At 34.5% G+C, this 25405-nt stretch carries 19 protein-coding genes and 1 riboswitch; of the genes, 1 reads left to right on the top strand and 18 read right to left on the bottom strand.

Annotated elements, in window-relative coordinates; all coding sequences use genetic code 11:
- Positions 1-417: 417 nt before the first annotated feature.
- From ACTWP4_RS19145 to ACTWP4_RS19155, 3 genes are all read right to left on the bottom strand, one after another.
- A complete protein-coding gene (locus ACTWP4_RS19145; RefSeq protein ID WP_443130390.1) occupies positions 418-894 on the bottom strand; it encodes an AAA family ATPase in 477 nt (158 codons plus the stop codon).
- A 473-nt stretch (positions 895-1367) separates the two neighbouring features.
- The gene (locus tag ACTWP4_RS19150; protein WP_443130391.1) at positions 1368-1580 is read right to left on the bottom strand and encodes a hypothetical protein; all 213 of its coding nucleotides are present in this window, start codon (positions 1578-1580) and stop codon (positions 1368-1370) included.
- A 54-nt stretch (positions 1581-1634) separates the two neighbouring features.
- Positions 1635-1901: an AAA family ATPase gene (locus tag ACTWP4_RS19155; protein WP_443130392.1), complete on the bottom strand. Its 267-nt coding sequence runs from the start codon at positions 1899-1901 to the stop codon at positions 1635-1637.
- A gap of 520 nt (positions 1902-2421) precedes the next feature.
- On the opposite strand from ACTWP4_RS19155, the gene ACTWP4_RS19160 reads away from it, so the two are divergent.
- Positions 2422-3045: a zinc dependent phospholipase C family protein gene (locus ACTWP4_RS19160; protein ID WP_443130393.1), complete on the top strand. Its 624-nt coding sequence runs from the start codon at positions 2422-2424 to the stop codon at positions 3043-3045.
- A gap of 58 nt (positions 3046-3103) precedes the next feature.
- Here the strand turns inward: ACTWP4_RS19160 and ACTWP4_RS19165 are convergent, their stop codons facing one another.
- From ACTWP4_RS19165 to ACTWP4_RS19235, 15 genes are all read right to left on the bottom strand, one after another.
- Complete coding sequence (locus tag ACTWP4_RS19165) at positions 3104-4282, bottom strand: D-alanine--D-alanine ligase family protein (protein ID WP_443130394.1); 1179 nt, start codon at positions 4280-4282, stop codon at positions 3104-3106.
- A 20-nt stretch (positions 4283-4302) separates the two neighbouring features.
- A complete protein-coding gene (locus tag ACTWP4_RS19170; protein WP_443130395.1) occupies positions 4303-5874 on the bottom strand; it encodes a UDP-N-acetylmuramoyl-tripeptide--D-alanyl-D-alanine ligase in 1572 nt (523 codons plus the stop codon).
- Positions 5875-5876: 2 nt separating this feature from the next.
- Positions 5877-6653, bottom strand: coding sequence for an alpha/beta fold hydrolase (locus ACTWP4_RS19175; protein ID WP_443130396.1), 777 nt, complete (start codon positions 6651-6653; stop codon positions 5877-5879).
- Between the two features lie 171 nt (positions 6654-6824).
- Entirely contained in the window at positions 6825-7364 is a 540-nt protein-coding gene (locus ACTWP4_RS19180; protein ID WP_443130397.1) for a biotin transporter BioY, read from the bottom strand.
- Positions 7365-7591: 227 nt separating this feature from the next.
- Positions 7592-7750 (bottom strand): YozQ family protein, encoded by a 159-nt coding sequence (locus tag ACTWP4_RS19185; protein WP_443130398.1) that lies wholly within the window; start codon positions 7748-7750, stop codon positions 7592-7594.
- Positions 7751-8098: 348 nt separating this feature from the next.
- The gene (locus tag ACTWP4_RS19190; protein WP_443130399.1) at positions 8099-10645 is read right to left on the bottom strand and encodes a PEP/pyruvate-binding domain-containing protein; all 2547 of its coding nucleotides are present in this window, start codon (positions 10643-10645) and stop codon (positions 8099-8101) included.
- A 795-nt stretch (positions 10646-11440) separates the two neighbouring features.
- The gene (locus ACTWP4_RS19195) at positions 11441-12739 is read right to left on the bottom strand and encodes an ABC transporter substrate-binding protein (protein WP_443130400.1); all 1299 of its coding nucleotides are present in this window, start codon (positions 12737-12739) and stop codon (positions 11441-11443) included.
- Positions 12736-14586, bottom strand: a complete 1851-nt coding sequence (locus ACTWP4_RS19200) for a diguanylate cyclase domain-containing protein (protein WP_443130401.1) — start codon at positions 14584-14586, stop codon at positions 12736-12738. The genes ACTWP4_RS19195 and ACTWP4_RS19200 overlap by 4 nt, the downstream gene beginning before the upstream one ends.
- 88 nt (positions 14587-14674) lie before the next feature.
- Positions 14675-14761, bottom strand: a riboswitch (cyclic di-GMP riboswitch).
- Between the two features lie 359 nt (positions 14762-15120).
- The gene (locus ACTWP4_RS19205; RefSeq protein WP_443130402.1) at positions 15121-15426 is read right to left on the bottom strand and encodes a rhodanese-like domain-containing protein; all 306 of its coding nucleotides are present in this window, start codon (positions 15424-15426) and stop codon (positions 15121-15123) included.
- Between the two features lie 139 nt (positions 15427-15565).
- Positions 15566-18340: an EAL domain-containing protein gene (locus ACTWP4_RS19210; protein ID WP_443130403.1), complete on the bottom strand. Its 2775-nt coding sequence runs from the start codon at positions 18338-18340 to the stop codon at positions 15566-15568.
- Positions 18341-18435: 95 nt separating this feature from the next.
- Positions 18436-20109, bottom strand: a complete 1674-nt coding sequence (locus ACTWP4_RS19215) for a PAS domain S-box protein (RefSeq protein WP_443130404.1) — start codon at positions 20107-20109, stop codon at positions 18436-18438.
- A 327-nt stretch (positions 20110-20436) separates the two neighbouring features.
- Entirely contained in the window at positions 20437-22227 is a 1791-nt protein-coding gene (locus tag ACTWP4_RS19220; RefSeq protein WP_443130405.1) for a methyl-accepting chemotaxis protein, read from the bottom strand.
- A 132-nt stretch (positions 22228-22359) separates the two neighbouring features.
- On the bottom strand, positions 22360-22977 hold the full coding sequence (locus ACTWP4_RS19225) for a class I SAM-dependent methyltransferase (protein ID WP_443130406.1): 618 nt from the start codon (positions 22975-22977) through the stop codon (positions 22360-22362).
- Positions 22978-23184: 207 nt separating this feature from the next.
- On the bottom strand, positions 23185-23601 hold the full coding sequence (locus ACTWP4_RS19230) for a universal stress protein (RefSeq protein WP_443130407.1): 417 nt from the start codon (positions 23599-23601) through the stop codon (positions 23185-23187).
- 20 nt (positions 23602-23621) lie between these two features.
- Entirely contained in the window at positions 23622-25082 is a 1461-nt protein-coding gene (locus ACTWP4_RS19235; RefSeq protein ID WP_443130408.1) for a SulP family inorganic anion transporter, read from the bottom strand.
- Positions 25083-25405 lie beyond the last annotated feature (323 nt).

Raw genomic sequence — 25405 nt, forward strand, 5'->3', positions numbered from 1 at the left:
TTATTGTGCAAAAGGGCTCAGACCCGTTCCGTTAGAATTACCGGCCTCCACCACTTGGATAGGTGTGACGAAGGAATGAGAGGGCATTGACCCGTTGAGACATGGGAGCGAAAACCTCCAAGGGTGGTGTGGAGAATACGTACAGTATATGGAAATAATTGGAGTTGTTATTACCTCCTCTTATTTAAGTACGCCTTCATGTGGACCGAGCCATTAGATTATCTATTCTAATCCCTAATGTCCCCTCCAAGTGTTTTGAAATCCTGCGAATAAGCGAGCATTTGCGAGTGAATCGCATCTATCTGAGGGAGCATAATAACATAATATTTCAACATCTCATTTTAAATTTATGCCCTAAAAAAGTCGTCATTTGAATCGTCATGTTTCACGTTTGTACCCTTTAATTCAAGTACCGTGTTATTCAAGCTCCTCTGGTAAAGGTGGCTCGAAGATTTGCATCCACTCCTCAAGTTTAGCTTCGGGTATAACAAAAGTTGCATCTGGTTTCTGAGCATTTCTATTCCTTAAACGTTCAAATAACACCTCTTCTGATACATCATTAAAATGGATTTTAACGTCAGCCCCTAGTTCCTTAGCACGGGAACGGAACTCTTCTCGTTCATTTCTACCCCAGAACCCAAAATCTAGAATAACATCAACTCCGAGAACTAGAACTCTAGCTGCAACATTCCACATGAGAGATTCAACTGCATCATGTCTACCATCGTGTAATGACTCGTCCGATTCAGTCATGTTATACCCGTAATCATGACCTAAACTCGTATGCCATTCATCGGGGGTAAGGCGAAGTGCAGAGTATCTAGTTTCAAGTTTCCTCGCAAGGGTAGTTTTGCCGCTACAAGGGAGACCAACCATCAAATGGAGGGTTGCCATGTAATACCATCTCCTTTTCTTTAAAATAAATAAGTAATATTCTGAAATTAATCTGCTCGATAGTACAATACCTTCTTACACAATATTAGCATAATATCCCAACGTTTCATTTTAAATTTAAACCATGAAAAAAGAAGATCATTTGATAATCGTCTTGTTGAACTCTTGCTCTCTATAGTATAATAAGATTCTATGTCACTTTCTCTAAATTTCGTAATAAATACGGTATAGCATGATTAACATACATCACTAATTGATTCATTTGCTCTAAAAAGTCAACATTATCAGGAGAACCTATATTTACGGGTTTTTGTTGATCATTTTATATTTCATTAAATAAATATATATCACGGTTATATTGTTGTTTAATAAAGTCTTTATATAATTTATTGCTGATATTTACCTTCTTCCGCGTACCTGCACCGTTAATTGAAGTAATGCACTACCTTTGTTGTGGTAACGCATCCGTTAGTTTAAATTTTGTATTTTTGATTGTTCATTATTTCATTTAGCACATTAGTAATATCATAGGACATATTTTTACCTGTTTCATAAAAATACTTTTCATCTAATCCTGACTCCATAAACTCATTAGCCAAAATTAAGCACCGTTCACCCATTCTATGCTCCGGTTTTCTCATATTATCTCTCTTTAATAATGTTTCATTATCAGTCCATAAAACCATATAATTGATCTCTACATTTAAGCTTTTTAGGTTGTCACGAAGCCATTTTGCTTCTTAAGAGAAAGTTACATAATCCACAACTACATCATTGCCATACCTGAGAAAATTTTGTGTAAGACTTAAAATATTGTCCCAAATCAATGAAATTTCTTCTTTGCTTTCCCATGGTTTTTTTCTTCCATTCACATGCATATGACTAATGTAGTCACCAGAGATATAGGCACTTGATTTTAATTTTTTAACAAGTTCTTTTGAAGTCGTTGATTTCCCTACTCCAGCTGGTCCGGATAATATATAAACCTTATTCACTTTATTATTCATTTAAAGAAAATCCTCCAAAAAATATATTCAATAAATAGTTCTATGTAGTGGTTAAAAATCCTTATTCAGGGTTAACCCGCTACCACATAGTTCAATAACTTTCCATAACTCAATACTAACATTATATTCCATATATATTTCACCAACAAGACGAACAATTTAATAAACTGTTGCTCTTACTCCCTTCAGTTTAATCTTGCATAATTCATACATACGTTTCTAAATTAGAGGACATCTGATTCGTTGTTTGTAATAAAATAGCTAATTTCAATGTGTAAGTGGACATCTAGTTCGTTATACTTAAATCCCCAATAAATCTGCCTTTATTTTGCTAAATAAAGGAACAGATGTCCACTAACATCCCTATATCATTGTTTTCACTAGATATAACGGAATATATGTCCGCGATAAATCATAGCTTTTTAAAAAGGCAAAATAAAAAAGGAATAATAAGAATTATATAGAATAGAAAAAGTAAGGCTCGAATAATTGTAGAATTTAATGAAGGGTGAGAGGTATATTGGGTTCAAGGATTATGCACTTGATTATCGGTAATAGAATGGCAGAGTCTTTATTGATAGAAGATAAGACATCCTTTTTGCTTGGAAGTATTGCTCCAGATGCAGTATTTTCACATGAAGAAAAAACTACATCACATTTCTATATAGGTGAAGTCAAAGACTATTCAAGAAGCATTGATTATAAAGGTTTTTTACAGAAGTATAGTGCAGAAGTTGAAAATAAAAATCTGTTTACTTTGGGGTACTGTGCACATTTAATTGCTGATGATATATGGCTAAGAGGATTTAATCTTGCTTGGTTAAGAAACAGAATGGATGCTGATGAAGGATTACACGAGTTATACCATAATGACTTTCGATTACTAAATGCAAAATTGTTAGATTACTATGATTTTACAGATGAATTGAGGAAAACGCTTAGCCATTTTCCTACAATATTAGATTTGGAAGAGGTTAAGTCCAAGGATGTTGAAAAATTCGCACCTTATGTGTTAGGTGATATGGAGTACGATAAAGAAGATTCAAATGAAAAACTTAATGTTTTTACGTTTAACCAGATTGTTGGTTATATAGAGACATCAGTTGATGTGGGGCTATTGAATATAAAACCTTTGCTTACTTAATCTTCATTCACGACTGTAATCAAAAAGACACGGGTAGAATCCGTGTCTTTTATCTTGCTTATTTCCCTTTCGATCCTTGGCCTTTGCTGTGTAAAGAGAAAAGGTTAGTGTCGATTGAAAATTGTATGGATTGACGTTCTCTTTCTCGTTTTAAGGCTAGCTGGATTAGCTGATCAGTTAACTGTTCAAAATCTTTGCCACTTGGTTCCCAGAGATAGAAGGATAGTGAACCCGGAATCGTGTTAATTTCGTTAACGAACACTTCTCCTTCAGGGTTTAACAAAAAGTCGATGCGGGATACACCACTTGCATTCAATAGTTGAAATGTTTTTTCAGCCATTTCTTTTACTGTTGCAGTTGCTTCTTCACTGATTTCAGCAGGAATAATACGATTTACACTTTCCATCCCTTTAGTATCACCTGTTTTACCACCACTTTGGTATTTGTCTGCATAAGATAATATCTCATCCGTACTCAACACTTGTTCACAGACAGAGCTTTCTACTTCTTCATAATCACCAATAACAGAACAGTTAACCTCTGTTAAATCTGTCACCATTTTCTCAATAATCACTTTAAAACTATAAGAAATCGCAAGCTCTATTGCTTCCTCTAATTCTTCTACGTTATTCGCCTTTGAGATACCTACACTGGATCCAAGATTAGCTGGTTTAACAATAACGGGATAACCGACTTTTTCAGCTAATTGCTTAATTCGATCCTGCTGCTCATGCCACTGACTAGAATAAAACCATTCATAATCAACGATTGACACGCCAGAATCTCGTAAAATCTGTTTCATCATCACCTTATCCATGCCAGCTGCTGATGAAGCCACATCACAACCGACGTAAGGAATCCCTAATAATTCAAGGTATCCCTGTAAAGAGCCGTCCTCTCCATTTGTACCGTGAATAACGGGGAAGACTACATCAATTGTTGTGATAACACCTTTCGAGAAAAGGGAACGTTCTTTTTTCTTCAATACGATATTCCCTTCGCCTTCCTGTTCCAATACGACTTTGTCTGCTTGTTTAAACAGCTGATCCAAGTCTTTATAATTCTCAATATCTGTTAATACATCCCCTGTATACCATTCTTTTGTTTTACTAATATAAATAGGTACCGGATCATATTTAGATCGGTCGATTGCATTATATGCTTGAAGTGCCGAGATTACGGAAACTTCATGTTCTACAGAAACGCCACCAAAGATTACGGCTACTTTCGTTTTCACAGCCTATTCCTCCCAATAAATTACTCATTATATGTGTCAGGTAAATCATTTTCCAATAGTATAATAGCATCTTGGCGGTTTAATGCCTGAATTTGTGATATCGCATGATTTAAGTCTTTAGCGATAAACAATTGCTCTTCTGGGTAGCCTTTTTCGTGAAGACCATCCTGAATTGGCTTTGTCTGTTTCTCCCCTACTAATATCACGTAATCACATGCATCTGCTGCATATTCACCAAATGCTTTATTATATTGATATTCCTTATCACCTAATTCTACCATACCTGGTGTCACTAGTACTTTATATCCATCCATTGAAGAAAGAACTTCTAAAGCCATACGTGAACCAGTCGGATTCGAATTAAAGCTGTCATCAATCACCGTTAAATTACCGAATCCTTTTTTAATTTCCATACGGTGTTTGACTGCTTGAATCTTTTTGACACCTAGCTGCAGTTTGTTCAAAGGCACACCCATTTCCCATGCCACACTGATCGCTGCCAAAATATTATAAACATTATGTTTCCCTAACAACTTCGTATCGAAATCAGCATCCAGTGATCCTTCTTTATTTGTCACTCTAAAAGTTGTTCCTTTGTTGTGAAAACGGATATCAGAAGCAAGATAATCTGCTTCTTTGTCATCAATTCCAAAATAGACTTTGCGACACTGATTTTTAGGTGTATAGGACATAATATTCTCGTCATCACGATTTAAAAAAGCGACACCATCAGCTGGTAGTGTTTCAACAATTTCATACTTTGTTTTTTGTATGTTTTCAAGTGTTTTAAACGTTTCTAAATGTTGTTCACCTATAGCTGTTAAAACCGCATATTTGTGACCAACCAATTCACAGATTTCTTGAATATTACCTGGTTCTTTCGCTCCCATTTCGGCAATAAATACATCATGATATGGCTTTAGAGAGTTACGAATTGTAATCGTTACACCTATTTTTGTGTTAAAACTGTTCGGAGTTTTTAACGTGTTAAAATGTGACGATAATATCGTATCTAATATAAACTTCGTACTCGTTTTACCGAAACTTCCTGTAATACCAACTGTTTCCGTATTTTTAGCGCTGTCGATGATACGCTTCGCATCTTTATAATAATATTCTTTAATACTATTTTCGATCGGTCTGTTAATGAAGTTCGCTAATAAAACCACACCATATGTCAATATAGAACCTAGCACGATAACGAAAGCAGCATAGCTCAATGAATAGTCATTCCAGATAAAATGTAAGCTCGTTGCTAACAAGAAAAGATAAATAATCGAAATAGTCACAATTAATCGTTTAATACGAGCGGTAATCGCCAACTTTTTCTTTTCTTGTTTGTTTTTCGGTACCAATAAGCCTAACAACGCGATCACGAAAATAAGCCAATTCCACTCAAAAAGTAATAATAGAGCTAAAAGAAGAGCCAGCCATTCATGAACAGGTACTACTTTCGTCCAATGGTCGGCCATCCATCGCCACAATCGAATGTTAAAATAACTGTTTAATTGCAGCATATGGATCGCTTGTTTTGTACGGAAAAACACATACACCATCCATAATACACTTACAATTGAAAATATAATCTGCATGATCAAACTGCTCCTTTATCATCTTCTAAAAAAGTATCCACTATTACTGCGACACGACGTTTTTGTTCTAAAAATACGTAATGTCCGGCATTCTCAATTAATGCTAAACCGGCATTTGGAATTAGCTTTTCCATAATTTTCGCATCTTGTACAGGTGTTGCCGTATCATTTGCACCCCAAATTAATAAGGTCGGTGCTTTAATATTTGGCATATGGTGCTGTAGATCTTCATTGACTACTTTACTTAATGTTTGCTGCATCACTCTAGACGCATTTTGATAATCAGAAGAACCTGCTTTGCCGCGGTATTTTGCAATAATATCATCTTTATATTGATTCAAAATTGGTAAGCTTAACACCTTTTTTAAGGTTTTATACGTGTATACTTTTACATAATAATCTGCTTTACGCTTCGGTTTCACACCAGCACTGCCTATTAATATAATTTTATGTACATTATTCTGGTGTCTGTCAGCATATTTTATAGATACTCTCCCACCAAATGAATGTCCGATTAATATCGGATTGTCAATCTCTAACTCTGCTAAAAATTTTTCAAAAAAATCAGTATACCTGTCTACATCCCACGCTTCATCTGGTTCATCGCTTCTACCAAAGCCAGGAAAGTCCAATGAGGTAACCTGAAAATGAGCACTTAGATTGTTTTGTAAATCCTCAAACAAATCGAGGCTCGTTCCCCAACCATGAAGCATAACGACAGGACGACCCTCACCAGTTTGTTTATAATGAATTTTTAATTGATCTATTTCTATAAACACGAATGAACGCTCCCTTATCAATCTCAGCTTATATCTTTCGTACATCACTTCTACTATATGACGCAAAAACACTATTTAGAAAGAAAATTTCACATCCATTATCATATCATAAAACGAGACAGAGGGACAGATTTAATGCACCTTTATCTGGTCATCAACCTGCCCCTCTATTTACATTAAATTTGCTTTCATTAATCTTTTCCTTATCATAATTCCCAGCCAACTTGCAAGAATTGCTTTGATGACTCCAACAATTAAGAATGGATAAACTCCTGAAGCCATTGCCGCACTCCAGCTTAATTCTGCCACAAATTTGAGCTGAGTCATACCAATAGCTAAAGTAACAAACATTCCTACTATATTTGCAATCAATGCCATCTTAAAATTAAATGTTGTTTTTTCTAAAATAAGTCCGGTTATGTAAGCCGTAACGATAAAACCAAAGATGTAACCTCCTGTGGGTCCAACTAAAACTTGTGGTCCTCCAGCTAGTCCAGAGAACACAGGTAGACCAATCAGACCTAGCAACATATAGGCAAACATCGAAAGTGCGCCGAGCTTACTTCCGATAATCGTTGCGGTTAAGCCTACAGCTAATGTCTGTCCACTGAATGGAACAACCCACAATTGTACTTGCAATTGTGCTAAAATAGCAGTAATCGCTGCAAAAATACTTGCTAAAATAAGTGCTCGTAATTTACTTGATTTCATTTCTCTCTCCCTTTCGTCAACCGATACAAAATATAGGTTAACATAAAGGTGTAGGAGTGACAATAATTTTTTTAAACAATTTCCAAGTGACCAAAGCTTTACATATAACAACTAACTCTCTTATTCGGACTGGTAAGTGAAGTATTCTCCCGAAAGCTTTGAACAGCACTCATCTCTTCAAGTGTGGAAAAAACAATACTTATATAATTGGCAAAAAAGAACTGCCTTTATTCTGACAGTTCTTCTTCGTCATTATCTCCATCCATATAGCTATCTGACACTTGTTCATGTGTTTCGGCAAAGCCTTTGCTCATCTGGTCATTTCTTTTATAATCTTCTACCTCATAATTTCGTTCTGCGATTTTGGAATTCTTTTTTGGATCCATACTATCACCTCACCTATAGCTTGAACCCACTTGCCAATTATATACTCTTTTTGTTAAATTGAATTAATTTAAGTTCGTACTAATATTGTTTTTTCGGTTGACTGTTTTTTTATAAAACTTATTAAATAGGCTTCTTGTTTCTCGATATCAAGGAACAGTTGACACCATAAATGTTACTAAACTGCAAGCACGGCATGAGATTCTTATGGGCAAAATTGGAACTTATAACGATATTTTGTCCATAAGAAATCCAACAAACATTAACCGTTTATGAAATCGCAGCATATTTCCAGAGCTTTTGCATAGTGTTACCTTCCCTCAATCAAAATAGTTCATGTTTGAAAAATACTATCTGCAAAGTAGCTTCTGTTTCACGATATCTGATAACAATTCCATGCCTGTTACTTGACTTACATGGATCACTTCGTCTGGAACTGTTGGATTTTCTACCCATTTTGTCAGGATATTTTCCTTATCTGTTAAATAAGATGGTTCAAAACGGACACCTTCTTCTCCATCAAAAATGGCTGCATAAAAAATATCCGATTCAACTATATCTTGAAAGAAATGACTTCCATATGATAATTCCGGCATAAAGCCTTTTGCTTGTGATGAGACCTCGCATATTGCATCAACATGCTGAATTTCGGAAAAATGAACAGGAACACCAAGTGAAGGTGTAGATGTGCCCCACCGACCGGGTCCAACTAGAAATACACGCTTATTTTTAAGATCTCTTGTTATTTTGCCAATGGTACGTGCCACACTATATTTATCTTGTTCACTTAAATTAAGGTATCCATCCATATCTACATAAATACAATAATCTATTGGAAGACGCACATTACCTCCCATAAAGTTACCTTCTGTTTGAATAAAACAAGCTTCGTCAGGACTAATTTCTGGTATCTCTACTGACTGCCCTAGTCCTTTTGTTTGTAATGGTCTACATTGAACAATGTTAATCTTAAAATTATCTTTATCACGGAAATTAGCAGTAAATTCTACATCTACAGGATAATCATAAACACGTGCTATTTCCGCTAACAGCTCTCTCATCACTTTTGGAAAGCTAGAATTTTTTAATAAATTTTTAAAATCGAGAATATATGGAGTCGGCATATTCTTATAGCCTAAATCCTTCAAGCGGAAAGCTGTTTCGGTATCAATTGAGGCAAATAAATTACGTTCGACATCCCACACATTAGCTATTGCATTATCTAACTTGACACTAGTCCATTCATTTTTCGATATCGATAGAACGTCCACTCCGTGCTGCGAAAATTTCTTTAAATCATCCATGTGCATTAATGGCTTTCGCGTCGGTTGGTCAAGTGTAACAATTTTGGCATAGTCATCTACCGTTCGGTCAACTGCTCTGGTTCCTAATCCAAATACTAAACGAATCATTCCTGCATCCATATCAACACTTTTATCCCAAACATAAAGATTGGAGGAGTTACCAACACCAGCAATATGCGGGAAGAAATTATCATCATAATGGTCGCCAGATACTCGCTGAATTAAAATTGCCATTTGTTCATCTTTTTCAAATAAACCGCGATTCATACGATATTCTAGTGCATCTTCATTCATCGTACTGGCATACACAGTACGTATTGCGTCTTCTAATGCTTTATAACGTTCTTCTGGTGTACCCTGATTAACACAAAAGACACTATCGTATTTTCCGGCAAATGCATTGCCAAAATTATCTTCTAGCAATGAACTGGAGCGAACAATAATTGGAGATTGACCAAAATACTCCAAAACTTGAACGAATTGTTCTTTAATATTAGATGGAAACTCTCCATTTAATAATTTCTCCCGTAATTCACGTGCATACTTAAAATAACCCTCTTTTGTTTTTTGCTTAACTCGTAATTTCCACCAGCCATTTTGAACAATGTAGGTATAAAAAATATCTGAGCCAATGTAAAACGAATCATGTGCTTCCATATATTTTTCAAACCTATTCGTATTGTCTTCTTTTAATATTTTTCTTGCTAAAAGCATCCCGACACTTTTACCACCAATAAATCCTGTACCTACTTCTCTGGACGCAATCGTTAAAATATCTTGTAATGTAAAATATTGATCACAAAGGTCGAACATTCTCGACTTCTCACCCAGTAATAGTGTCATCAATAACCTCTTTGTTTTTACTTGCGTTGCTTGATCTTTTTGCAGATCTTCACGTGCTCTTGTGAAAATGACATCCCAATAATCCAGCCGTTCTTCCACACGATTGATATTAGAAAATAATGCAGAAGCCTCCGAGCTTGCTGTAATACTTTTCACCCGGTCACCTTCAATTAAATGTGGGAAAAACATCGTAGGAGAATAACGTTGCCAAACTTTTAATGGATGAATATAGTGCTTACCTTCCACTTCGTATAAATCTAACAATACCTGTGTAGTTTCACGAATCCGGGCAATCGTACTATACGTATGAACATTACGATTGATTGCAAAGTAGGCTACTGTTTCTAACTCATATAAATACGGACAGCACACTTTAAAGAAGTTCCCAATCATTAAATCAGAACACCAACTCGATAATAGATCCGTCAAACTATCGAAAACATAGAACGTTTTGAAGCCTTCATTTTCAATTAAACGATGAATCTCGGTAGCGAAGCTTTCAAATCCTTTTTTTGCATCTACATTGTATTGCTTTACGCCTTCTCGGTCTATTAATGGTTCATGTTTACCAAACCGTACATAGATTACTTTTCGATTATCCTGCAAGGCTTTATCTACATACGGAGTAATAATATCTTTATATGCATGAATATTATCAACTTGCCATACTACATTATCTCCTAATCTCAACGAGTCAATAGTCTTATCAAATCCAGGAATTCCTGTTGAGATTTTTATATCCATTTCCATGTTAATCACCAGCCACTTCTATAAAAATACCTTATATTCTAATTATAACATCATATAATGATAATCCTATATCGATTAAGCATCGATTTATTCCAATTAATTGATAAAAAACTAATTCACCACATATATTCCTATTTTATTAAGAAAAACTGGGCAAAACCCGCCCAGTCTTATAACAATATGCTAAGTAGGTCTGTGGATATTGCTATTAGTAGTCATTATGAAATATATCGACCGTTTGACCACCACTCCGGCTGCCCACTCCCCTTTCCGTGGGGTTTGCCCTTCAGCTAACTTTTTCGAGCAAAAACCGCTCAAAAAAGTGGATCTTCAGAGCAAACGAGTCCCACAGGAGTTGAAGTGGGCGCCTTCGTTTAATGCATACGCTACAACATTTGTCAGACCTAGCAGCTTGGATTATTATCCCTGTGAAAGTGCAAAAATATGGCATTTGCATCACTCATATGGTTATAAAACTAATATGCTTTTTCTGATATTCGGTGTAGAAAAAGGTATAGCGGAGGCCGACCGTTTCGACTCCTAAGGGAATAGCATGATCTGAAGATCCACTTTTGCAGGAGCGAACTCCTCCTGCAAAAGTTAGCTGAAGAGCATGCCCCTTGGAAAGCGAAACGGTCAGCCGCAGCGGGTGGCTTGCACACTTTAACTTTCATCATAAACAACATGACTAGTCAACTAAATCTTTATTTATTACACTTTTTAAACGTAAATAAGATACAAAAACACTGTGATACCAATGGTTATGCTTTCCTACCTTATAAAAAAAGATACTGCTTATTCTGCAGTATCTTTTTGATTTGGTGCTTCTATGAAATTTTGCAATGCCCTTTGATCATATTTGATCCTTTCCTTTATATCTGCATTAATACTATCAATCGCTTCGATTGTAACAGTTTTTCCATCATAGAAATCTTTCATAGCAACATCCCAAATAAATTGTATGTCTTGATCCAAAGGTTGAGGTTTGCCTGGTACTTTTTTGTGTAAGGCAAGCTCAAATATTTGATTTAAATCTTTATTGATATAAAAGGGATCATGTTCAACTTTCTCATACATATTTTGCATATCATCTGCCATTTTTTTAGCAAATGCCCATGCCATCTCCTTTTGGTTACTATTTTCAGAAATAGCAATAGACATACTTGCCTCCATGTCTACACCTGCTAGTTGAAATGGTAAAGCAGTTACTCCCCATTTCCCCTTTTGCTCGGGAACCCAATTCTTCAGATGATCTACTACATAACTAGCCATTTGAAACATAACTAATTCATCATTTTGCAATGCTTCTTTTCCTCTTTCATCCCAAATATTAATATAGGGACTTAGGTCATTACTAACTACATCACTTGCAACTTGAAAAGTAGTCTCTAAAGGTTCTTCATTCGCTAAATACTTATACTCTTCATCAAAAAAATAACTCGTTCTTAAAACCATGTTCAGTAGTGAATGTTCTGATTCTACAATATAGTGGCCATTTTCTTTTAAATTTCGGGCCATGTTCAACCACTTTTCATCATCATTTAAATACTGAGACAATTGCCTTGGGTCACTGGGATATCCATATAGATTTAATATATCTTCCCGATAATACGTAACATAAGGGAAATACAATAATGGTATTGCGAACATTTTATCGCTGTCTTCATCAATATATCGATTTAATAAACTTTCTGGTCTTCGGGCGAAAAAACCTTCATCATTATACCTTTCTTCATATAAGTTTTCAAAACCACTTATTCCAGTAAATTCACCTAAAGCATAATCAGGTATTACATATAGATCTGGTGCCTGTTCTGTTAACATACTTTGACGATATTTTTGTATAATATTTTCTTTTATTACTTGTATATCAACCTCTATCTCTGGATACATTTCTAAAAAACCTGGTAATGACTTTTCAAAAATATTATCATGTGTCCAAATAACCAATTCATCGTCCTGTTCAACCTCTTCTTCCATTTCAACCGATTCAATTCTTAATGAAGATTCCTGAAAGGACTTAAAACTGGAAGAATGACAACCAACTAAGAGAATTATTCCTGCAGTCGCTATCCATAATCTGATTGATTTCAATCGTGTTCCTCCCTATATGATGTTAGTAGTTGTGAATTGTGATGTTCTTGTTTCTCCTCATACATTAATGAATCCGCATGATGTAACAATTTATCTAAAGTCTTACCATGGTCAGGATAAAAACTAATACCAATACTAGCTGTCAACATGATCTCCGTTTTATTAATAACGATTGTTTGCCTAATAACCTCGACTAATTGTTCACTAAACAACTGTACGTCTTTCTCTGTTTTTAAATTCACAACAGCAACAAATTCATCGCCTGCTAAACGATAAAAAGTTACAGGCTGACCTCGCTGAAATTGTTTTAACCGTTTGGCAAATACTTTTAATAATAAATCTCCACCACTATGCCCAAGCGTATCATTGACTTGTTTGAATTTATCTAAATCAATAAAAACAATCCCAAAGCGTTCCAAGTTTGCTGGTGCATCTAACATCTCTGTTACATCCTCATGAAAAGAATACCTATTTGGTAAATCAGTTAATGTATCGAAATGAGCCAAACGGTATAATTTCGACTCTGATTCTATTAATTGATTTGTCCTTGCTGTTAGTAAGTCATTCTTCTTTTTGGCATCAGTAAACATTGTTTGTAGCTGGTTTGCTACTTTTTCAATATTTTGCCCTAGCTTTGAAAATTCATCTATAGAAGTATCTCTCCAATAGAAAGTCTCCTGTCTATTCATCTTCTCTGGTAAATCACTTGTTAATTGCGTAAGTCGTATTAATGAATTGGATAATATGCGGTTAACTATCATACCAAACACTAATGCAATGAATAATACAGACAGGGCAAACATCAAATAATGAGTAAGGTCAGCAGCTAACGCTACTACTCTATTTGTGATAGGAATAATTAAAAATGCTCGCTTATTTATAAAGGTAGTTTCACCTAGATAATAGCCATGATACCAATCTGATAAAGTTTGTTGCTTAGATGGTAGCCAAATAAAACCATTAGGATGAATTTGATTAACAAAACCATCTTCAACATAATCAAGATTAGGAAGTGTGTCATTCTGATTATGCGCATAAAGCCATAATTGACCACCTTGATCCAACATATAAATACGTCTATTTGTTGTTCCAATAAATTCATCTAAAATTGATTTTATTCTAGCTTTCTCTAGTTCAGCGTCTAATTCATAATTTTGAATCTCGATAGAATCCATTTCTGCTACCTTTTGTTGTAACCGTTCTTCCAGTTGTTGATATTGAAGGTAAAACTCCTTGTACATTTCGCTCTCGAGCTCCCTACCATTAACTAAAATGATGATAAGTAATGGGAGGACAGCGGAGAAAATTAATATGTGGGAAATTACCTGGCCAAAATATAATTGATTTTTTTCCTGAAACCAGTTTTTCATCTTTGGAATGACTGGAAGATAATCGCACAACATATCAGCAACTAAAGCAGCGAACAAAGTAGCTGCTACAGTCTGAATGATCATAAAATTAGTTAAAACACTTAAATCATCCAAGAAGTCTGAGAAGAGAAAGACCAATAAGAAATAAAGAATAAAGATGATAAAGGAATAAGCAAAACTCCATGTAAATAGATCTTTTCCTTTTTTTGTATAAAATGTACCGATTATCAAAATTTCAAGTATACTAAAGAAAACCAATGAATTGCCTATATGTAAAAATTGTGTGAGTAAGCTCATACAAATTGTTAATAGAAGTGCAAAACGAAAGCCAAATAATCGGATAGATGCTAGATAAAGAACAGGCGCAAAACTTATGGTAATACCGAAAACTAATGATACAGAATATAATTGCGCAATGACAGATACAGTTAAGATCAATATAAACAATGTAATTTTTCTATTCATGACATTACGCATATCTATTCGCTCCTCACCCATATCTCGTTTTATAAAAAATATAAGAATAAAAACCTATACAAAAATGTATAGGTTTCCTGTTTTTATCTCAGGTAACCCTGCCATCGTCGCGATTTTCCACCTTAGATCTGTGGTTTTGCGTCTCTATTTTTCAATAGATTTGCCTTTTCCCATTATATAGTACTATTATATCACAAACACTGACGTAGCTTACTAGAAATATAAAACTAATTCCCTATATAATATAATAATTTCATGATAATAATCAATTCAAAGTAGAGATCAATTCAAAAAATACGAATAAACCAACAAATTCTTCGCTTTTAAAGTAAACTGCGAAATAACTTCTTAATAGATTAGCTTTTGCCATTCTGATTTATGCTAAGTGTTAGGAAACGCTACGGCAAGATACTTCGCTTTGCTTAGTGTTCTAATTATTGAAAGAAGAGAACTTATTCAATAATAAAAAGAGTAATCCTGATTAAGATTACTCTTTCACAATGGACTGTTTTCAATTGCATATACTAGCAGCAATTACTCGGGTACGTCTGTTTCGTCCTCCCAAGCAAGCATGCCACCTTCCATATTTGTTGCCTCAATTCCATTTGCTTCTAAATATTCAGTTGCTCGACCACTTCGAGCTCCTGAACGACATACCATGTAGTAATGTTCATCTTTATTAAATTCTTCTATTCGGTTAGGAATTTCTCCTAATCTTATATGTTTTGCACCAGGAATTATACCTTGTGCTACTTCATCATCTTCTCGAACATCAATTATATTTAATTTTTCACCATTTTTTAATTTTGTTGCTAATTCTGTTGCTTGAACCTCTTTCATAATAATACCTCCAAAAGTTTATTCTCATATAGCAATTTATTATTGGTTGATGAATCTCTCATTGAATAATACCATTATTGTGCTTCCTTTACTAATATTTAATATAGCTTCTAAAATTAATAACATACTGGGTACAGTTTTAAGCATTCATTTGCGCTATTTTCTTATCACAAATATGTTCAATCACACTCGGAATTTTTTCTTTTGCTATTGGTTTAGAAAACCAATAGCCTTGGAATATTTGACATCCTAAATCTTCTAATAGCTTTATCTGTTCTATTTCTTCTACCCCTTCTGTGATTACTTGCAACCCAAGTGCATGTCCCATTTCCATTATCGCCTGCACAATAGCTAAATTTTTTGGATCCTGATGAACATCTATTACGAAAGAACGATCAATTTTTAATGCACTAATTGGGAATTTTTTTAAATACGATAGCGAAGAATAACCTATTCCAAAATCATCAACTTCTATTCCAATACCTAATGCTCTTATATCTTGCAATACGTTAATAGATAACTCAATATCCTCTAATAATAAACTTTCTGTAATCTCAAAACTAATTTGGTATGTAGGGCACTTTGTTTCAGCTAGCAGCTTTTTTACTTTATTGACAAAATTCTGCTCGCTCATTTGCTTATAAGATATATTGATAGAAATATGATAATATTCCCCTTTCTGGTTCCAAGCTACAACGTCTTCAAATACTTGTTTCATGATATGAGCGCCAATTGGAACAATCCACCCACTTTCCTCCGCAATCCCTATAAATTCTCCTGGAGATACATTACCTAAGTGTTTATTATTCCAGCGAATCAAAGCTTCGAACCCTATTACCTTCTCTTGTTTGATATCTACTTGTGGTTGATAATGTACCTGCAGTTCATTTTGATCAATAGCTTGAAATAAATGCCTTTTAATGTGAAAGACACGATTAGTTTCCTCCGCGTTTCCTTGTTGAAAGAAATGATAAGATTCTGCGCCTTTACTTTTGGCCATTTGCAAGGATTCTCGTGCCTGCAAAATCATCGTGTCAGGCTTTTGCTTTTCAAAATGAACCATTCCAATATAAATCGTAGTCATAAACTCCTGCTTTTCATATTTCCAAGGATCTTTTAGACGGTGCAATAAAGCTATTATTTGTTGCTGCAATTTTTCTTTACTCTGCTTTACAATCAAGGAGAATTCATCCTCGCCACTTCTTGAGATAAACATTGGTTGAAAATGATCTGCTAATAAACCTGACATGTTTGTCATGACGAATTCCCATGCTTCCATACCATAAATCCCTTTTACTTCTTTCATTTGATCAAAATCAACAAGCATTAAATGAAAAGCATCTTGCTCATGAATCGTTTTTTCTAACACTTTCCGAAATTTATATTTATTCGGAAGATGTGTGACAGGGTCATAGTAAAGGATTTTGTCCAATGATTCCTGATATTGTTTTCGTGCTGTTATATCCCGTGAGATAAGCAATATACTAGTTTCATCATTTTCATCCGTTACTTTCCTTCCCTTTACATCCAACCAGCGTTTATTCCCCTGATAATCTGTAACTTCTAGTTCCGTAGTATCTTCAATGCTGACATGGTACAAATAATTGATAAATTGTCTAATTGTTTCATTTGTCGATGGTTCGAAAAAATCGCTAACAGATGATATATCTTTTTCACCTATTAATTGATTAATTGAAGGTGAAACATAGCTAACTTCCCTATTTTCATTGATTAAACCGATAATATCTGTTGTATTCTCAGCTATTAATCGATAGTGGTAATCATTGACCTTCATTTTCTCTTGATAATTCATGTTTTCCATTACTAATCCAATAACATAGGCATACGTCTCTAATGCTTTTATTTCTCTATCAGAAGGCATATGTACTTCATTGCGATATAAAGTAAAAACCCCTGCGACTTCATTGTAACTGGTTAGGATTGGAGTCGACCACACTGTTTTCATGTTAAAACGTCGTGCTAAATCTCGATATTTAACATTCTCAATTTGATCTAAATTATTTTTAATATTTGTTTTATTATAATAAGCCGCTTCCCCACTAATAGCTTTTCCAGGTTGAATAGGTAAATCAACTAACTCACCTATAAACGCTTGGGGCAATGAATGGGTAGCATAAGGAGTTAATTTTTCTGCCTCAGCATCTTTCCGGAATATTAAACATTGATACTCCGTTTGTTCTTCAATCATTTTACAGATCTCTTCAAAAGCGACTTTTTTATCAGATATAGTAAGTAATTTTTTTACCATATTGAATTGATTCCCAACTAAAATGGATTGATGTTTCTTTTCGGTCACATCATTTTGAATGCCGACAAAGAATGTTTGTCCCTGATTAATAATTGGCGTTATCTTTAATTCATTCCAAAAGCACTCACCATTCTTTTTATAGTTCTGAATTTCAATTTGTATTGGCTCTTCTCGACTAATCGCTTCTTTAATTTCATGACTGTTTTCCTCTCTTGTTTTGCTTCCTTGTAAAAAACGGGCATTCTTTCCGATTACTTCATCTTTTGGATAACCAGTCATTCTCTCAAATCCTTTATTCACATAAATAATCGGATTGTCTTCCTTAGCAGGATCTGTAATGACAAGGCCTGAAGATACTTGATCAAATAAATGAATAAATCGTCTGTTTTCGTTAAGGGATTCCAGTGCTTGCTTTTCAGCTTGCTTTCTAGTTTCAATTTCATCTTCATATAATTTTGTTTGTTTACGGATTAAATAAAAAAGTAATATAGCAGTTATAAGAACAAAGATAAAGCCTTTAAAAGTTTGAACTTGGAATAAAAAAAATGAATCCCATTCAAAATATTCTAATATAAAATCAGAAAAAAAGATCCACAGCAAACCGACAACTACATAAGTACAAGTTATTCGCGTAACATTTTTCACAATCGCCACCTCTAAATTGTTTTGATGTTATATTCATTATTTAGTTCTATATACCCAATTCCGAAAATTCAAAACATTTTTGAGAAAAACGAATGCTATGATTGCGATTCTTGATAGACATAAAATCCGTTTTTTCCATTTCGTTTCGCTTCATATAGTGCAATATCAGCTTGTTTGAGCAAGAGAGAAGCATCTTTATTTAATTGCTTAGAATCTATTCTGGAAATTCCTATACTTGTCGTCATATAAAAATGGTTAGTTTCTATCACCCATTCCTCTGCCATCGCCTTTTTAATTTTGGTTGATAGTTCTACTGCATAATTAATAGATTGAATGTTTGGTAGCATAATGATAAACTCATCACCACCCAGTCTTGCTATTATATCTTGCTTAGAAAGTAATTGTTGTATTCTATTGCCAAATTCAACAATAACCTTATCACCAACATCATGACCGTACGTATCATTAATATTTTTAAAATCATCAAGATCCAACATCAATACAGCAAGCATATTGTCTTTTAGACTATCTAAACTTTCCTTTAATTTCTGCGTGAATAATCTTCGGTTTGGTAGATCTGTTAAATAATCATACATAGCACCGTGTTCAAGTTTTTCTTCATATTCTTTTTGAATCGTAATATCACGTGCCAGAACGACCATATGTTTAAAATTACCTTGCTCATCAAACACAGGAGTTCCATTTGCTTCCACCCAAATGTAGGATTGCTGATTAGTGTAATGTCTATTTTGTACAGAGAAGGGTTTTCCTTCTTTGATCGAGCCAGTGACTAATTCATGTAAGCTTTCTTGATCTTCAGGATGAATATTGTGGAGAAAGATTTTATCTAAATATTCATCCTGAGAAAATCCTACAATTCTTTTAAATGAAGGTGAAGCATATATAATACGACCTTGATGGTTCAACAACACAATTAAGTCATGGGCATTCTCAGCAATTATCCGAAAACGTTCTTCACTTTCTTGTAGTTTCTTTTCGGATTCTTTCTCCTTTGTCATATCATGAAAAATAGCATAAAATCCTTCGACTTTATCATCTAAAATTAATGGGGTTATTTTTACAGTTACTGGTATTAGAGCATTTGAACAATGTTTAACTTTTATTTCAATCGAATCTAATTGTTCAGAATGCGATTTTAGTATCAAGTTATCAAACTTCTCATTACTTTGTTGATCTAAAAGCATATTAATGGACTTTCCTATTAGTTCAACCGAATGATAACCTGTAACATCTTTGACTTGAGGATTACCATTAATAATTTTTCCTTCTAAGTCAAAGGAAATAATCGCATCTGGATTGTCTTTAAATAAGGATTGATACCATTTTTTATTCTTGTTAAGTTCATTCCATATTTGATGTAATTCTTGTTCAGCTTCTTTTTGCTTTGTAACATCCTGTACAACAGCGACAATTAGTTGAACATTTCCTTGCTTATCTATTATTGGCGTTAATGTAGTATTAGAATAGTTTGTTTTTGAGTTTGCTGAATAGCTATCCGCATATTCTACTATATCTTTTTCATCTAACACTTCTCGATATTTACCGATTAAAAAGCTTGCTTGTGTACTCGGCAAAACTTGCTCTACTGACATCCCGATACATGTTCTTGTTATATCTGTTTTTTCTAATACGGCGTCATTAACAAACTCATAAATAAATCGTCCGTTAACCGCTTTCATAGCATAAACTTGATCCTTAATTCCCACATTCAATATATTTAAAAACATAGTTTCCATCCCGTTAATCAATAGTATAACCACCTTTCAAAAAAGTGTCGATATATGTAGAATGATCTATAATACCATTCTATCCTTTTAACTTAATAAAATAAAGCTATTATTCTATTAAGAAAACAGGACTATCCAGCCGGGTCCATATCGTACAAGATAACAACTGCGAACAAGTTAACATTCATTTTTGTGTAGGCTGATTCCATTCTGATTAATGATGAGTGCTTAGAAATGCTTCGGCAAAATAATGCGATTTCCTTAGTCTTGGACATGTACTCTTCACTATTTTTAAACTTTCCTTTTAAAAAAGAAGAGACAGACAATGAAAGTCTATCTCTTCTATATTTAAATCATTTTAAACTTTTGAATTTGTTTTTGTAAATCATCTGCTAATCCATCTAGTTCATTGGCACTTTTGGTGACTTCTTCCATAGAATGATTAGTTTCCTCGGCTGATGCGGCTGTCTCCTCAACGGCAGCTGCAGACTCTTCACTTACAGCAGCAATTTCATCAACCGATTTATTCATTTCCACACTATTTTCATTTACTTCTTCCAAATTTTTCACCATATGTTTCACACGATCTACCATATCGGTGATGGATTGGTTAATTTGGGTAAATGTTTCACCTGTTTTCTCCATTTGTTCCGTACCGTTTTCAACTTCTTTAAAACCGGATTCCAATGACTGAGCAGCTTGTCCTGATTCATCTTGAATATTCGAAACCAGCCCGGTTATTTCGGTAACAGAATCAGTTACCTGCTCTGCAAGCTTTCGAACTTCATCTGCAACGACTGCAAAACCTTTTCCTGCTTCACCTGCTCTAGCTGCTTCAATAGCAGCATTCAATGCAAGTAAATTAGTTTGCTCCGCAATTTCTTTAATCACAATTACAATTTTATCAATTTCTTCGGTACGCTTATCTAACCCTGATACTTTTTGATAAGAATCTTGTACCATCTGATATATCGTTCTCATTTGGTTGACTGACTTCTCAAGATCTTCACGACCGCCCTGACTAAGATTCATAACATCTTCTGACTCATTAGCAACCTGATATCCTTGATTCGCTACTTCTTTCACTTTACGATTATATTGCTCTACCGATCCGGCTAAGTCAGATGCATGATTTGCTTGTGATTCACTTCCAGACGATAACTCTTCCATTGTTGCTGCGATTTGTTCACTGCCTTCACGCACTTGATCTGCAGATTGATTTAGCGTACCACTCTGCTCCATAACACGACCAGTAGCCATCATCACTTTGTTAATCATTTCATACAAGTTTTCTTTCATTTGATTCATCGCTTTCGCCAATTCAGTAAATTCATCATTGCTTTTTACCGTGACTTCCTCTCCTGAGAGATCACCTTGTGCTAATAGGTTCAATTCCTTCTTGATCGTCGAAATATTATAATTTATCGTTCTTACGATCAAGGTAACTAATGCTAATCCTAAAATAATAGAGATACCGATCGTTATAAGAGTCGATGTAACAAGATCCTGTCGCATATTAGAAGCAATAAGATACATATCAAAATCAATTGCTCCCACCCCAATTAATTCATTGTCACTTCCGTAAAATGCCTTTGCTAAAGTGATCACTGGCTTTCCGGAAGCTGTATCAATATAAGGTTGCGTCCATATTACTTCATCTGGTGACTGAACAGCCTGTTTATACCAATCTGTTGCAGTTGAATCGTAATTATTCAAATTCACATCACTATCTGGAATGTTATTTAAATATAAAGCACCCTCAGTGGTTCCTAAATATAAATTAATTATATATTCATCATTTTGAGCTTGCTCTGTTAAGTAACTTTCATAGTAATTCGTTAATTTGGGATCATTAACTGTAGGCATATGAGAATAGTTTGCATCTTGGAGATCAGAGGTGGAAACCTTTTCATAGTTTAATTCCTCTGATTCTGTAAGTGAAGTTAGAAACGCTTCATATTTTTCAAAGGTTTCTTGGTATTTTGGTGACATTTCTACGATATCATCTTTTTGTATTATTGCTTTTTCCAGTATCGCTGTCTTTTCATAGGCTATGTAACCAACAACCCCCATTGGAATAAATAATAGTAAAATCATAATAACGGGTAATTTGTATTTAATTTGCTGAAACTTCTTCATGTTTGTCCCCTTCCCTTTGTAGTATATAATTCCCCCTTACATATTACCATTATCATTTAAATATTACTATACGTAACAAACAAACAGTTCTAAAGGACTAAAAAACTACACTCTCCTTAAAAGTGTAGTTGGTCATTTATACGCAATGACGATACCAAGAGGTTTATGATCCATTTGGGTACCCTCCATTGGCTCTATTAATGCGCCTTTTTGATAAAAAAACCTCTTTTTTGGGAACTGATTAAACATAGACAAAAATTCATTTTCTGTCATTTGATGTACATGGAATGGTGAACCACATCGTTTTCCCTTACCTTCACCGAAAGGCGTTGACAAAATCAATGTCCCACCAGGTTTAAGTAAATGATAAATATTATCCGTAAATTGACTTTCATCTTCAATATGTTCAATAGTTTCAAAGCTTAAAATGACATCAAATATACCTAATTGATTAGGTAATGTAGGATCTGTTACATCTGCTACCGTGTAATTCGATTTGGGATGATAATAATTTCCTTTCGCATATTTAATCACATCAGGATCAATATCAACACCAATAATTTCATCGATATTTTCCTTGCATTTTTTTGCAACAATATGTGTACCATACCCGACACCAGTGGCAAAATCTAAAACACGTCCATGAACATGCGGAACTGAGAAATGATAACGAGCAATGTGTTCTATTAATAATTCATTCGTAATGTCCATCTTCTCCGGAATAACTCGTTCTCCAGTATCTTTTAACAATATAATCACCGCTTTTTTAAAGTTACTTACAAGCATAACATATTTTTTGGTAGGGGTTATTCTTTAAAATCTATCGTGAAAAGACAATTGTTTTATTTTTAGATAACACTACTTTACTGGTAGCCGTAGCTTCTTGTTTGAAACGGTTCCATTATTGGCAAAAAAAAGAGATAACAGATATCATGTTAAACCTGTTATCTCTTTAGATTATTTAACTATTAATACTGGACAATGTACTCGTTTGGCAATTTTGTGACTGACACTGCCTAGTATCATCGTTTGGACTTGATTTAATCCTCGACTTCCTACTACAACAAAATCATATCCATTTTTGTTAGCAAAGTCTACGATTGCAGGACCCGGTTCACCATGAACTACATGTGTTTCACATTCCAAACCGGCTTCTTCGATTACTTCCATTACTGGTTTTATTTTTTCTTGCCTTTCTTTTTTTACATCATATTTATCTAAACCGTGCAAGACATCCTCTTTCGATGTTTTGCCATCCACTGCATATACAATATCTATTTTACCTTGATCAATCTTAGCAATCTTTACTGCATGAGATGCAGCTCTAATTGAGTGATCTGATCCATCAGCTGCTAATAATATCTTTTGATACATTTCTCCACCTCATTTATCCATTAATGACCTGAAGCTTTTGATAAGCCACCGATTTTCTTCTTCAATTGCTTGCTTTCCGCATTCAAACCTGTATAAGACACTTTAACATGATTCTGCTCAAATTTCGATTCAATTTTGTCTAAAGCACCAATGGCAGAATCATCCCATAAATGAGCAAGGCTTAAATCAATTTCTACCTCATCAATTTCCTCATTAAAATTGAATTTTGCAATTAAGTCATTAACTGAAGCAAAGAATATTTGACCATCTACTTTATAAACCTTCTTCTTACCCTCGACTGCTACAATTTGGGTAACTTTCACTTTTGATATCTTGGCCGCAAAGAAAATGGCACTCAAAAGTACACCGGCTAATACACCTTTAGATAAATCATGTGTTACCACTACAGTCCCGACTGTGATCACCATAACAGCTGCATCTGTTCTAGGGACTTTGTGAAGGTTTTTCACAGAGGACCAATCAAACGTACTGATCGATACCATAATCATGACACCAGCAAGTGCAGCCATTGGGATTTGCACCACAATATTTCCTAAAACAAAGATCAAAAACATTAAAAATACACCAGCAACTAAAGCTGATAATCGACCACGGCCACCTGATTTTACATTAATTACGGACTGACCGATCATCGCACATCCAGCCATACCACCAAAGAACCCTGATACAATGTTTGCTATACCTTGTCCACGGCTTTCTTTATTTTTATCACTCTCTGTATCTGTCATATCATCAACAATGTTGGCCGTTAACAAGGATTCTAGTAAACCTACTATCGCAAGTGATAAAGAATATGGGAAAATAATTGCTAATGTTTCAAACGTCAACGGAATATCCGGAATTAAAAATACCGGAAGTTCAGAGCTTAAATTTCCTAAATCTCCTACAGCACGTACGTCAAATCCAAAGTAAATAGCTAAAGTAGTTACTACTATGATTGCTACTAGAGTAGAAGGTACAACTTTCGTAATTCTTGGAAAAATATAAATAATTGCTAAAGTTAAGGCAACTAAACCATACATAATCCATCCTTCACCTTTAAAGTGTTCTAATTGTGAAGTGAAAATAAGAATAGCTAGTGCGTTAACAAACCCTACCATTACCGAACGTGGTACGAATTTCATTACTGCTGCTAATTTAAAAATACCGAACAAAATTTGTAGTACACCAGTCAAGATTGTAGCTGCTAGTAAATACTGCAAACCATAATCAGCTACCAGTGTAACCATCAACAACGCCATTGCGCCTGTTGCTGCAGAAATCATACCTGGTCTGCCACCGACAAACGCAATCACGACTGCAATACAAAACGATGCATACAACCCTACCATCGGATCTAGACCAGCGATAATCGAAAAGGCGATCGCCTCCGGAATTAACGCTAATGCTACTACTATACCGGCTAAAACGTCTCCTCTCACGTTTCCAAACCAATCTTGTTTAATTTTTGCTATGTTCATGAAGCACCTCTTTCTAATTTTTTGGCTTCTCTGATCCCCTCAGAGAAATTTTCCGAAATGAACAGAACGAATCATAACACATTTCACAAAATAGACAAAACCCGATGAAAACGTGAACATTAATCTTATTCTTTCATTTTCATGTACATGCTCTTTTATCCTTATTTTTTTACTAAACCAAATAAAAAGGTTATTTTACTATGTATCACATTCCAACTAGAAAATTTATCTACTGCACCAAAATACTGACTATTAAAAGTCAGTTTTATAGATAATCTACTTTATTTGATTTTAGCCAGTAGTCCACTTCATATAACGACAAA

It is taken from the genome of Gracilibacillus sp. D59, assembly GCF_052246695.1.
Taxonomy (GTDB): domain Bacteria; phylum Bacillota; class Bacilli; order Bacillales; family Amphibacillaceae; genus Gracilibacillus.